Consider the following 12,938-nt stretch of genomic DNA (forward strand, 5'->3'; position numbering starts at 1 on the left):
ATAACACTATTGATAAAAAATTTCAACAATAAAAAAATATTAATTAACCAAAAAAATACCTTCTACTAAACATAGCACTGTTTAAAACATAAACATGCCTTTTTGAGTCTTCTTGTTTTATATAATTTAATTCTTTTAATTTTTTTATATGCTTATATACAATTACTTTTGACAAGCCTAAATCTTCAGCAATAACTTCGGGGTCGCCTTTAATTAATAAACTATCTGAAGGTATTTTTGAAGCTTCATTAAAAAACCACCATAAAGTATTCAGCGCACCACTTAATTCTTTTTCTTTCAAATCTTTTAGAACTTGTATAATTGTAGATTTTGGTATATCAATATAAATAGTCATTATTTTTTCCCTAAATACGCCTCTACTACCTTCTGTGAAGATAATAGCTCATCCGAAGTCCCACTTAATACAATTTTACCAACTTCTAACACATAACCCCTGTTTGCGAATTTTAATGCCGCTTTAGCGTTTTGTTCAACCATAAGTATAGTTACTCCATTATTTCGAATTTGCTTTACGGTATCAAATATAGTCTTTGTCAAAGTAGGCGATAATCCAAGACTTGGCTCATCTAAAAGCAAAAGTTTCGGTTTACTCATAAGAGCCCTTCCAACTGCTAACATCTGTTGCTCACCACCTGAAAGTGTTCCTGCGAGTTGTTTTGATCTTTCTTTTAGCCTTGGGAAAAGCTTATAAATCCACTCAAGCGTATTTTTGTCAATTTGTTTTTGTGTATATGCACCAAGTATTAAATTTTCATAAACATTGAGAGTATTAAAAATTCTCCTACCTTCTGGTGCATGAGATATACCAAGGCGAACAATTTTGTGAGCATGTAGATGATCAATTCGCTTACCTTCAAAAATAATTTCACCCTTTTTTGGCTTTACCAAACCACTAATGGCTCTCAGTGTCGTAGTTTTACCTGCACCATTTGAACCCACCAGCACAACTATTTCTCCATGTTTTACATCAAAAGATAAACCTTTTAAAGCTGTTACGGAACCATATGAAACATCTAAATTATTTATTTGTAAAATTGTTTCCATCAATCACTTCCTAAATACGCTTCTATAACTTGAGGATTCGCTTGAACTACACTTGGAATACCTTCTGCAATCTTTTCACCAAAATTCATAACTATTATATATTCTGCAAGACTCATCATCATATCCATATCGTGCTCTATTAGAAGGATTGTTATTCCCATATCTTTGATTTGATAAATTAAATCAACAAGCTCTTGTGTTTCTTTATTGTTTAAACCTGCGGCCGGCTCATCTAATATAATCAATTTAGGCTCACTTGCAAGCGCTCGCGCTATCTCTACTTTACGTTGAACTCCATAAGGTAAACTGCCAACTATTGCACTTGTATATTCATTAAGCTTTAGCAAATTTATATAGTGCTTTACTTTCAACCAATTTTCTTTTTCATCTAAAAAGTATTTAGGAGTTCTAACTAAACTGTCAAACCAGCTTTGACTACATTTTGAATGGCGCCCTGACATTATATTTTCTGCCACACTCATTGAAGGAAATAATCTAATGTTTTGAAATGTTCTTGCTATACCTAGTTTTGATATAATATGCGGCTTTAAACCTGTTATATCCTTACCATCAAAATAAATGTTTCCTTTGTTTGGTTTATATATGCCAGTGATGCAGTTAAATACAGTGGTTTTACCCGCTCCATTTGGGCCAATAACACCTAGTATTTGATTCTTTTTTATTTCAAAATTTAAATTATTAATCGCAACTATACCACCAAATGTCTTAGAAATATTATTAAGTTGTAAAAACATATTTAACTCTCTTTAGTTATATACTTTGGTAATTTTCCAAACTTTGCAGGCCATATGCCTTGTGGGCGTAAAATCATCGTTAAAATCATGGCAATACCAAAAACAAAATACCTTGCTGTTGCAAATTCTCTAAAAAATTGAGGAATTACAAACATTACAAAAGCTCCGAGAAGTATGCCGGGAATAGATGATGGCCCACCAACAATAACTATAGTAAAAAATAGCACAGATTGTGTAAAATTAAAGGTTTCTGGGCTTACAGCAGCGTATTGAACGGCAAAAATTACACCTGCTAAACTTGCGACACCAGCTCCCAATGCAAAAGCCAAAACTTTATAAAACCTTTTGTTTACACCAAAACTTTCTGCTGCGAGTTCGTTTTCTCTTAAATAATGAAACGCTCTTCCTAATTTACTTTTATCGATATTGTATATAATAAGCATTGTAATTAACAAAATAAACCATGCAAAGTAATAGATTGCCCTTTGACTTGAGATATTTATCCCAAATATCACTGGCGTTCCTATACCAAATATTCCATTTGGACCACCTGTTAAGCCAAATAAATTATTCTGCAATGCCTGGTAAAAAATAATATTAAAACCAATTGTTGCAACAAGTAAATAATCGCCTCTTAGATGAATTATTGGCCACGATATAATAATCCCAAACAAAGCGGATAATGCTATAGCAATGGGAATTGTATAAATTATAGGAATATTGTATACTGTATTTAGAATTGCTGCAGTATAAGCACCAATACCAAAAAAAGTAGCATGACCCATATCAAACATCCCTGCTTTACCCAAAACAATATCCTGACTTAAAGCCACCACAGAGTAAAGTGCAAATGTTGTACCTATATCAACCCATGATGGATTTACAAAATGAGGGTATATTATGGCTGCTACAAAAAAAATGATGTACCATACTAAACTTTTTCTCATTAGACTTTCTCCGCCACTCTTTCACCTAAAATACCTGTTGGCTTTATAATCAAAATTATAATTAAAAGTGCAAAAGTTAAAGCCTCAGACCATGTGTTTGAAACGTAACCAGCGATAAGCACATTAAAAATCCCAAGCAACATACCGCCAAGCATAGCTCCAGGAATATTTCCAATGCCACCAATTATTGCTGCAATAAAAGCGTTAAGTCCATAAATCCAGCCCATTTGGAAATAAAGTTCTCTATAATAAATACCTATAAAAAGACCGCCAATAGAGCCCAAAAAAGAACCAAGTGCAAATATTGCTATTATTATACCATTGACATTAATACCCATTAATTTTGCAGCGTCTTGATCTATTGCGCTTGCCCTAATAGCAGTACCAATTTTTGTCCTATTAATAAATATATACAAAGCAAACATTAAAATGATTGAAAGCAAAAGTATTGCTATTTGAGTGGAATTAATAACAACACCACTTATGTGCCACCTAGCACTCGGAAATACATTTGATGGAAAAACTTTGATATTTGGTCCCCAAATTAGCATAATACCGTTTTCTATCGCAAGAGATGCACCAAGCGCCGATACGACTGCACTTAGCCTTGGTGCTTTTCTTAGCGGTCTATAAGCTAATCTTTCTAAGATTATACCAAATGCAGATATAAACATAGCTGTTATAATAAACATTAAAATAACAGCCCATAAATTAGTTATATGCATTCCAAAAGCTTGCATAAGAACAGTTAATCCTACATAGGCCGCAAGGGCCACAAGATCACCATGGGCAAAGTTGATAAGCTTCATCACACCATACACCATAGTATATCCTATAGCCACAAGCGCATAAATACTCCCTATAGCCAAACCATTCACAATTTGCTGTAAAAAAATTTCCATTGTTAATCTTCTCTGTAAACTATTTTGTAGTGGTTATTATCATAAATTTCGTATGCCATAAACCTGCTACCAGATCTTTCACCATCTTTTGTAAAAGTTATTGGGCCTGTAATACCAGGAAAATCTTTTAAATTATGCAAAAAAGCGGCCAGTTTTTTCGTATCTGTTGTTTTAGTCTTTTCGATTGCATACATTATCGCTCTTAAGCCATCTGCATTAAATAATGTCCAAATACTTGGTGGCATCATGTGATATTTTGCTTGATAATCTTTCAAAAAATCTTTTGCTAAAGGATATGGTAAAATGTCTGGCCTTGGTACATTTATCATATAAACGCCATTTGATGCTTTGCCAGCTAATTTAAAGAATTCTGGATTATCATTTGAGTCTCCACCAACAAAAGCAGCCCTGATACCCAATGAAACTTCCTGTGCTCTAATAAGACCACCGTCTGTATAATAGCCACTAAAATAAATTACATCCGGGTTCATAGATTTTATTTTTGTCAAAATCGGTGTGAAGTTTTGTGAATTTGCTTGGATTTTTCCTCTATATATTACATTGCCGCCAATTTTCTTGAGCGCCGCCATAGTAGCATCAGCTAAATCAGAAGAATAAGTAGAGTAATCAGATAAAACCACAATACGTTTAAAATGCATTTTTTTTACTAAAAAATCTGCAGTAAAATTCGCCTCTGCGCTATTTGGACAAGAGTTTCTAAAGAATGTCCAATAACCGTGCTTTGTTAAAGAATCGGCTGTAGCATCGCTTGTTTGTAAGACGCCTGCTCTTGCATAAATCGGTTCAGCTGACTCTGCAGGTGTTGAAGAATATGTACCAATGACTGCTATAACGCCATCATTTACTAATTTTCTTGCGCAAATTGCTCCACCTACTGCCGTGCCTTCATCATCGCAAGTAATTACATCAATTTTTTTACCCAACAAACCGCCTTTTGCATTTTGCTGTTCAACCAGCATTTTCACGGCATTGTCAATACCTTGACCCTCGTTTGCAAAAGGACCCGTAATTGGAGCTTGAACACCAATTTTAATTACACCTGCAGCAAAAGCACTACTTGTTGAAAAAACAAAGATGAGAGAAACTACCACCCATAACAGGTTTTTTAGTTTCATAAAAACCCCCTTGAAAAATAAATTTTTACACTTTAAACATAGAACTAAATTTACTAAATACCACATATTAATTTATTAGTCAAGTAGTTTTAAATTTTTTTTATAACTTACTTGACTTAATAAAATTAAGTGTATATAATTTAAAACAAAGTAAATTTTTGGAGGTTTAAAATGAAAAACTGTAACGTTAAAGTACCACAAACATTAAATGAACCGGTTTATAATTATGAAGTAGGTTCAACTCATAGGCAATTATTAAAAGATGCTATAAAAAAAATTAAATCATATAAAATTGAAATACCTTTGATTATTGGTGGCAAAGAGTATAAAACTGATAAAAAAGTAGAAATTAGATCACCTCATGATCATAGTGAATTGCTTGGTTATTACTATAAAGCATCAAAAGATGAAATAGCCTTAGCTATAAAAGAAAGTCTAAAAGCTGCCAAAGTGTGGAGTAAGTACGATTTTTCAGAGCGCGCAGCAATTTTTTTAAAAGCAGCAGAACTATTAAGTACTAAGTATAGGTATATAATCAATGCTGCGACAATGATCTCGATTAGTAAAACTGCCTTCCAAGCAGAAATTGACTCAGCTTGTGAGCTCACAGATTTCTTACGTTTTAATGTAAACTACATGCAGCAAATTTACGAAGATCAGCCTTTCTCGCCAAAAGGTGTATGGAATATGATGCAGTATAGACCTCTTGAAGGCTTTATTTTTGCTGCACCTCCATTTAACTTTGTATCAATTTCTGGCAATTTACCTACAGCACCTGTTATAATGGGTAATGTTTCTATCTTTAAGCCTGCATCAAGCTCCATATATGCACCATACATCTTTATGCAAGCTCTACTAGAAGCAGGCTTGCCAGATGGAGTTATAAACTTTCTACCAGCACAAGGCTCTGAAATTGGTGAATATATTTTTTCTAACCCATATTTTGCAGGTTTACACTTCACTGGTAGTGTGGAAACTTTTCATAATATGTGGTCAACGATTGCAAAAAATATACCTATGTATAAGACATACCCACGTATTGTTGGTGAAACAGGAGGCAAAGATTTTATATTTGCACATCAAAGTACCGACAAAAAAGCTTTAATTGCGGCAATAGTAAGGGGCTCTTTTGAGTATCAAGGCCAAAAATGTTCTGCGGTTTCAAGGGTATATCTACCAAAAAGCCTCTACAACGAAATTAAAGATGATTTATTCCATGAAATAGATAAAATCAAAATGGGTAGCCCAGAAGATTTTAGAAACTTTATGAATGCGGTTGTTGACAAAGAGGCTTATGATAAAATTTCATCATATATCGAATATGCTAAGAATTCCAACCAAGCAACAATTCTAAAAGGCGGGAAATGCGATAACACTCTAGGCTACTTTATAGAACCTACCGTTATACTAACAGACAACCCACAGTTTAAAACAATGACAGAAGAAATATTTGGACCTGTTGTAACATTTTACTTATACGATGATTCAAAATATGAAGAAACACTTGAGCTATGCGATAAAACAAGCCCTTATGGTCTAACAGGTGCTATTTTTGCTCAGGATAGATCAGCCATTAATCTTGCTGTTGAAAGGTTAGAACAAAGTGCTGGAAATTTTTATATCAATGATAAGCCAACAGGAGCAGTGGTAGGCCAACAACCATTTGGAGGCGCAAGGGCAAGCGGTACTAATGACAAAGCGGGTAGTCTATTAAACTTAATTAGATGGACAAGCGCAAGAGCTATAAAAGAAAATTTTAATCCGCCTCAAGCGGTTGAATACCCTTTTATGATGGAGGAATAATGTCTGTATTTAATACTATTGTTTCAAATACTATCGATTATGTACCATCAAATATTGTTTCAATATTTGCTAAAAAATACATTGCCGGCGCATACTTGGAAGATGCTCTAAACCTTACTAAAATATTTAACCGAAACGGCATTATGAGCACGATTGATGTTCTTGGAGAAGACATAAAAAAGATTGAAGAAGCAAATTTTTATAAGAATGAATGTATAAAAGTACTAGAAGAAATTAAAACCAACAACCTAAATGCCAACTTATCCTTAAAACCCACTCAGATGGGTTTTGCTTTGAGTAAAAAATTGGGGTTTGACAATATTAGAGAAATCATAAAAAAAGCTTATGATCTTGATAACTTTGTGCGTATCGATATGGAAAACTCTCCATATACAACAGATACTATTGAAATGTACAAACAACTTAGAAAAGAATTCGGTCAACACGTAGGGACAGTTTTGCAAGCTTATTTAAAAAGAACAATAGATGATATTGAGTACTTATCCGATGATAAAATGAACATAAGACTTTGCAAAGGCATTTATATTGAATCAGAAAAAAATGCCTACAAAAATCGAGATATTATTGTAGAAAATTATAAGTATTGCTTAGAAGAATTATTCAAGAAAAAAGCTTATGTGGGTATTGCTACACACGATGAAAAGCTAGTATTTCATGCAATGAAGCTAATTAAAGATTATAATTTACAATTTAGTGAGTATGAGTTTCAAATGCTTTTAGGAGTGGGTGAAAATCTAAAGCAGTTTATACTAGACAGAAAACACAGGCTTAGAATATATGTTCCATATGGTAAACAGTGGCTTGCTTATGCTAAACGCAGATTAAAAGAAAATCCAAATCTTATAAAAACTGCATTACATCTAGCTTAAAAGATGCTGCCTAAAATATCAAAAGAAAATGTTATTGCGTATTTTTATTTAGCATTGTGCATAATATTTTGGGCAGCAATTCCTGTAGTATCAAAAAAAATTTTAATAGAACTAAACAATATACAAATGCTTTTTTACTCAACTTCTATATCTTTTCTGGTTTTGTTTTTTGTTAATGTTTTTCAAAAAAAGCTAACACTGCTAAAACAATACAGTGTAAAAGATTATTTTAATATGTTTTTTTTGGGCTTTTTGGGTGCTTATTTTTGTTATTTGATTCTTTATAAAGCTTTTAGCATTGCTGGTGCCCAAGAAGTATTTATACTTGCATACACTTGGCCAATAATGGTTATCATTTTAGGTTTTTTACTATTAAGAGAGCGACCCACATTAAAAAAAATAGGTGCTATTATAATTAGTTTTTTTGGTATAATTGTAATAATAACAAATGGTCACATTGAAAACTTTAATCTTACAAATTTAGGTGGTGCTTTACTCAGCTTATTTTATGCTTTTATTTTTGCACTATTCAGTGTTCTTGGTAAAAAATTTAAATACGATCAAACAATATCGGCAATGATTTTTTTTCTATCAGCACTAATTTTAATGATACCAACTGTTTTTTTTCTGTCTACTTTTAAGCTGCCAAGCATTAGTGTATGGTTTTGGCTTTTTTTAAATGGCTTTTTTATTAATGGCATAACCTATATATTTTGGTTTAAAGCACTAAAGGCACCGACACACATAGTATCTAACTTATTGTACCTAACACCTTTTTTATCTTTAGTGTATATACACATATTTTTAGGCGAAAAAATTCTTTTCAGTTCATTTATTGGATTGCTCATAATTGCTTTTGGCATCATTCTTCAAAGCTCAAAACTAAATTAAATCTCCGTCAAGCCCAAGTATTTTCATTGCTTTAGTAGGACAAACTTTAACGCACAACTCACATGCTATACATCGATCTCTATAAAATGAAACTTTCATTGTTTGCCTGTCATCTATAATTAGAGCATCTGTAGGACAAACACTTAAACAGTACCCACAATGATAGCATAGTTCATCATCCCTGAAAACCCTGTCTTCAAGGTTTGATATCTCAACACCATTTTCTTTTAAGTATCCAATACCGCTATTGTAAGAATTTTCTGTACCAACCAACTCCAGTATCATCAATCCTTCTTTTTTTGGTGATATCTTTGCTTCCATTACATTGAATGTTAAATCAAATTTTCTTGATAGTTCACAGATTACTGGCTTGCCCGCTGCTTTTTTTGAAAATTTCAATAAAACTTTTTTTGCTATCACTATAATCCTCCTATTTCTATATCACCCCAAAAAGCCACTTTCTCATTACAAACAAAACAACAACCGACGGTTTCTTTGTATTTTCTTGCTAGATCAACAGCTTTTTGAAGATCTTTGTCGTTTTTTATTATATTACCACAAGCACTTGCCAGACAATCACTAAAATATGCATCGTGCGAAATAATAAGTGAAACATCACTTGCACCAAATGATAGAGATGGACCCACTTTTGCGCTAGAGGTGCAAATGCCGTATGGTTTATTAGATTTTTTCAATATTATATTAAGATCATTCAACGGATTATCTTTGCCTACATATAAACCTAAACTTGCATCTCTATTAAGCTTTAAGAAAATATCACCACCATTTTCTACAATACATTCATTGCAATATTGCAGAAGAACTTTGCCTACTTCTTGTGATACAGCTCCAGCCACACAAGCCATTGGACCAACGTCTACATCAGAAGAAGCTTTAATCATTTTTTTAACAATATCTGGTGCATTTTTATCTTGTTTTATTGGCGATAGGGAAACAAGAAATACCCTTGATTTTAAGATATAGTTTTCTAAATCTTTTCTTATCTTATACAATGTATCAAATGCAATAGTTTTTAAGTCTCTGCAAGTTTTTATAAACAAATTACTCTCTTTAATAGTTATCTCAAAAGCATATAAATCGTTTTCAACAGCTTGTCTATAGAGCCTTAACATTTTACATATTTTAGAGGCTCGTAATCTTTGGATTGCCCAATTAAACAAGAAGGTGATGTAAGATAAAACTTGCCTTCTAAAATCCATTTTTTTAACTCTTCAGCAATTTCCATGGCCATATAGTAGCTAGAAAGCGGTGTTGTAGGAACTTCTTTGCCATTAATTACAATCCTACCATTTCTCAATTCTTTGTATGTTACAAGACCGTATGTTTTGCTTATTTTGTTTGGATAATCATAGCCATAGTCATAAACATATGCCTGTATATCTTCATCGCTAACACCGCAAAAAAAAGCCATTTCTTCATTGATTATCGGTATAGGTATACCAATGCCTAGGCTTAATGAAACGCCATAACCTAATATAGATGCACCTTTTATGTATTTCGTGTTCATTTGCTTCATGTCACCAATAACTGCCAGCGTACCTGCACCTGATTTTGGCAAACCCCTTTCGTTTCTTTCTACATCCGGGTCATGTTGAGTACCCTGGTAGATTACATAACCTATCCCACCACCTAAGAATATTCTTGTACCTATGCCTATTGTCCTGTAAAACGGGTCATTAAATAACGGAGATAGCTCTCCTGCCGAAGAATACGTGGCATTGCTTATATTTGGTTTTAATGCACCCATATATGTATAAATTATTTTATCTGTAGTATTTATAGCAACAGAATAGTTTTGGTAAGCATTGCGCGGGTTTAATAATGTAGCATCCCTTAAATCAGCAATAGTAATTTCTTTTTCAAATTCTTTAGCCGGATAGCAATCCGTGCCATAACCCTCCCCTCTAATTAATACTTTTCCCCCAGCTATCAAATCTTCAATTACATGACCACCACCATAATTAAATCTACCAGGGTGTATGCTATTTAATGGGTCGTTTTCTTTTACAGCTGTTGCTCCAAGGTAGCAATCAACAGCAGCTACACCACCGTATGCTTCCACATCATTGAACCATACCTTAGATGCTTTTATTTTTGGTTTTGTGTGCCAAAAATTTATTAGTGCACCGCTTGAGCACATTGTACCAAAAGTACCCGTGGTAACAATATCAACTTTTTTTGCAGCCTCGATGCAGCCTTCTTTTCTAATTATATCAATCATTTCTCTTGCATTTACTACCACTACTTCTTTTCTTTTAATTTTCTCATTTATTTCTTCTACTGTTTTATTTACTTTAAATTCCACAGGACACCTCCTCTAAGTAATAAAAGTTAGTATATGACTAACCTAATTATTTGTCAAGTACTAGAAATATTAATTTTCTCAATATTCACTGCTTTACCATTATAAATATTCACATCAATAATACAGGCATTTAATCTTAGATCTTCTTTGCAAACATCAAACCTTGTTGGCATGTATGTTATAAATTTATCAATTATAGCATCTTTTCTAAAGCCTATAACACCACTGTGGCAACCTGTTAAACCAACGTCAGTTATATAAGCTGTGCCGTTTGGTAAAATTTTTTCATCGTTTGTTTGCACATGCGTGTGAGTACCCAAACAAGCACTTACTTTACCATCGCAATACCATCCAAAAGCTTGTTTTTCACTTGTTGCCTCTGCGTGAAAATCTATAACTTTTATAGCTGGAAGTTCTGGATTTTGGGTTATTTGATTAATTAAAATAAATGGATTATCAACGGGATTCATAAAAATTCTACCTAAAAATGTAGCTATAAGAATTTTCACATTATTTTTCTCTATTATAACAAATGACTTGCCTTTTGTATTTGGCATATTAAAAGGCTTTGCAAGTTTGGGCATATTATCAATATTAATAACAATATCTTTTTTATCCCAAACATGATTACCCGTTGTAAAAGCATCAAAGTAAGGTTCAATATAGTCATATGTTTCTTTTGTTATACCAAAACCACCAGCAATATTTTCTATGTTGGCTATTGATATATCATAAAAATAGTTATTTTTTAAATAATCAAGACTATCTATGACTATTTTTCTACCTGCATCTCCAACTATATCTCCTACAAACAAAACACGCACTTTATCAGTTTGCATATTCAATAGCCCTAAGTTCTCTTATAGCAACTACTTTAACCTGTCCAGTATAAGTCATATTTTCTTTAATCTCATCGGCTATTTCTTTTGAAGTCAGGTATGCATCATTGTCGTTTGTAAATTGATCTTCAATTATTACCCTTAGTTCTCTCCCAGCTTGAATTGCGTATGCATTCTTGACATTTTTGTACTTTTTGGCAATTTTTTCCAACTCTTCCAGTCTTTTAATGTAGTTTTCTAAAACTTCCATTCTTGCGCCCGGTCGTGCAGCACTTAGCGTGTCTGCAATTGATACAAGAACACTTTCTATACAATTTGGTTCTACCTCGCCGTGATGAGACATTATTGCGTTTATTACATATTCATTCTCGCCATATTTTCTCGCGATTTCTGCACCTATTGTCGTGTGAGAACCCTCCATTTCTTGATCTGTAGATTTTCCTATATCGTGCAACAATCCAGCTCTTTTTGCCAACTTTATATCAAGCCCAAGTTCTGCTGCCATAATACCAGACATATAAGCTACTTCAACTGAATGGGCCAAAACATTTTGCGTGTAACTCGTTCTATATTTCAACATAGATAAATGCCTAATAATTTCTGGATGTAAATTTTCTATGCCTAAGTCGAATATCAAAGATTTAACTTCCTCAATAGCTTCCTGTTCTAATTCCTGCTTAACTTTTTCTACCACTTCTTCGATACGCGCAGGATGTATTCTACCGTCTTGTATTAATTTCTCTAGCGTTACTTTAGCAATTTCCCGTTTTTTAGCATCAAAACTCGAGATTACTACTACTTCTGGAGTATCGTCAATAATTAAATCTACACCTGTTTCCTTTTCAAAGGATCTGATATTTCTACCTTCCCTGCCTATAATTCTTCCTTTCATCTCGTCATTTGGTAAACTAACAGTAGATATTGTTTTTTCCATAACAAACGTACTTGCCATCTTTTCCATTGTAAGACTTAAAATCTTCTGAGATATTTTTTTGGCATTTTCATTAACTTCTTCTTCAATTTCTCTAATTTTTGAAATAGCTTCTTTTTTTGCCACTTCTTCAATCTGTTTAATCAAGTATGCTTTGGCATCTTCTGTTGTCATATTGGCAATTTCTTCAATTTTATGCTTTTGCTCATCAATTAAACTTGTCAGTGTAGAATTCTTATTATCTAAGTTTTGCTCTTTTTCCTTTAATTCGTCAAGTTTTTTATTCAATTGTTCCTGTTTGTTATCCAATTGATACTGTTTTTTATCCAATGTTTCTTCTTTAGCCTGAAGCCTTTTTTCCCATTTTTGAATTTCTTTTCTTTTTTCTCTGATTTCTTCATCAATCTGGTTTTTTGCTGTAAGTGTATAATCTTTAATATCAATTTCGGCTTT

At 33.0% G+C, this 12,938-nt stretch carries 14 protein-coding genes; 3 read left to right on the forward strand and 11 right to left on the reverse strand.

Annotated features, from left to right (window positions below; genetic code table 11):
• Positions 1 to 43: 43 nt before the first annotated feature.
• Genes ACP5FO_RS03710 through ACP5FO_RS03735 form a run of 6 tightly spaced genes read right to left on the reverse strand, consistent with a single transcriptional unit; the run spans position 44 to position 4,805 of the window.
• Positions 44 to 355: a winged helix-turn-helix domain-containing protein gene (locus tag ACP5FO_RS03710; RefSeq protein ID WP_428106357.1), complete on the reverse strand. Its 312-nt coding sequence runs from the start codon at positions 353 to 355 to the stop codon at positions 44 to 46.
• Positions 355 to 1,065 (reverse strand): ABC transporter ATP-binding protein, encoded by a 711-nt coding sequence (locus tag ACP5FO_RS03715; protein ID WP_428106359.1) that lies wholly within the window; start codon positions 1,063 to 1,065, stop codon positions 355 to 357. Before ACP5FO_RS03715 ends, ACP5FO_RS03710 begins: the two co-directional genes overlap by 1 nt.
• Positions 1,065 to 1,820: an ABC transporter ATP-binding protein gene (locus ACP5FO_RS03720; protein ID WP_428106361.1), complete on the reverse strand. Its 756-nt coding sequence runs from the start codon at positions 1,818 to 1,820 to the stop codon at positions 1,065 to 1,067. The genes ACP5FO_RS03715 and ACP5FO_RS03720 overlap by 1 nt, the downstream gene beginning before the upstream one ends.
• 2 nt (positions 1,821 to 1,822) lie before the next feature.
• Entirely contained in the window at positions 1,823 to 2,767 is a 945-nt protein-coding gene (locus ACP5FO_RS03725) for a branched-chain amino acid ABC transporter permease (RefSeq protein WP_428106363.1), read from the reverse strand.
• Positions 2,767 to 3,669, reverse strand: coding sequence for a branched-chain amino acid ABC transporter permease (locus ACP5FO_RS03730; RefSeq protein ID WP_428106365.1), 903 nt, complete (start codon positions 3,667 to 3,669; stop codon positions 2,767 to 2,769). Before ACP5FO_RS03730 ends, ACP5FO_RS03725 begins: the two co-directional genes overlap by 1 nt.
• A 2-nt stretch (positions 3,670 to 3,671) precedes the next feature.
• Positions 3,672 to 4,805: a branched-chain amino acid ABC transporter substrate-binding protein gene (locus tag ACP5FO_RS03735; protein ID WP_428106372.1), complete on the reverse strand. Its 1,134-nt coding sequence runs from the start codon at positions 4,803 to 4,805 to the stop codon at positions 3,672 to 3,674.
• A gap of 171 nt (positions 4,806 to 4,976) precedes the next feature.
• Here ACP5FO_RS03735 and pruA point away from each other — a divergent pair, with 171 nt between their 5' ends.
• Genes pruA through ACP5FO_RS03750 form a run of 3 tightly spaced genes read left to right on the forward strand, consistent with a single transcriptional unit; the run spans position 4,977 to position 8,389 of the window.
• A complete protein-coding gene (gene pruA, locus ACP5FO_RS03740) occupies positions 4,977 to 6,608 on the forward strand; it encodes an L-glutamate gamma-semialdehyde dehydrogenase (RefSeq protein ID WP_428106379.1) in 1,632 nt (543 codons plus the stop codon).
• The gene (locus tag ACP5FO_RS03745) at positions 6,608 to 7,498 is read left to right on the forward strand and encodes a proline dehydrogenase family protein (protein WP_428106385.1); all 891 of its coding nucleotides are present in this window, start codon (positions 6,608 to 6,610) and stop codon (positions 7,496 to 7,498) included. Before pruA ends, ACP5FO_RS03745 begins: the two co-directional genes overlap by 1 nt.
• Positions 7,499 to 7,501: 3 nt before the next feature.
• Positions 7,502 to 8,389, forward strand: coding sequence for a DMT family transporter (locus tag ACP5FO_RS03750; RefSeq protein ID WP_428106390.1), 888 nt, complete (start codon positions 7,502 to 7,504; stop codon positions 8,387 to 8,389).
• Here the strand turns inward: ACP5FO_RS03750 and ACP5FO_RS03755 are convergent.
• The 5 genes from ACP5FO_RS03755 to rny form a co-directional block, all read right to left on the reverse strand.
• Complete coding sequence (locus ACP5FO_RS03755) at positions 8,381 to 8,809, reverse strand: NIL domain-containing protein (protein ID WP_428106396.1); 429 nt, start codon at positions 8,807 to 8,809, stop codon at positions 8,381 to 8,383. The genes ACP5FO_RS03750 and ACP5FO_RS03755 overlap by 9 nt on opposite strands.
• On the reverse strand, positions 8,809 to 9,522 hold the full coding sequence (locus tag ACP5FO_RS03760; RefSeq protein ID WP_428106399.1) for a UPF0280 family protein: 714 nt from the start codon (positions 9,520 to 9,522) through the stop codon (positions 8,809 to 8,811). The genes ACP5FO_RS03755 and ACP5FO_RS03760 overlap by 1 nt, the downstream gene beginning before the upstream one ends.
• On the reverse strand, positions 9,516 to 10,715 hold the full coding sequence (locus ACP5FO_RS03765; RefSeq protein ID WP_428106402.1) for a homocysteine biosynthesis protein: 1,200 nt from the start codon (positions 10,713 to 10,715) through the stop codon (positions 9,516 to 9,518). The genes ACP5FO_RS03760 and ACP5FO_RS03765 overlap by 7 nt, the downstream gene beginning before the upstream one ends.
• Before the next feature lie 53 nt (positions 10,716 to 10,768).
• Positions 10,769 to 11,554 carry a TIGR00282 family metallophosphoesterase gene (locus tag ACP5FO_RS03770; protein ID WP_428106404.1) on the reverse strand — a complete coding sequence of 262 codons (786 nt, stop codon included), beginning with the start codon at positions 11,552 to 11,554 and terminating at the stop codon, positions 10,769 to 10,771.
• Positions 11,544 to 12,938 (reverse strand): ribonuclease Y (rny, locus tag ACP5FO_RS03775; protein ID WP_428106408.1); only part of this gene is annotated, 1,395 nt, incomplete at its 5' end. The genes ACP5FO_RS03770 and rny, both read right to left, overlap by 11 nt.

Source organism: Desulfurella sp. (assembly GCF_049977265.1).
GTDB lineage: Bacteria > Campylobacterota_A > Desulfurellia > Desulfurellales > Desulfurellaceae > Desulfurella.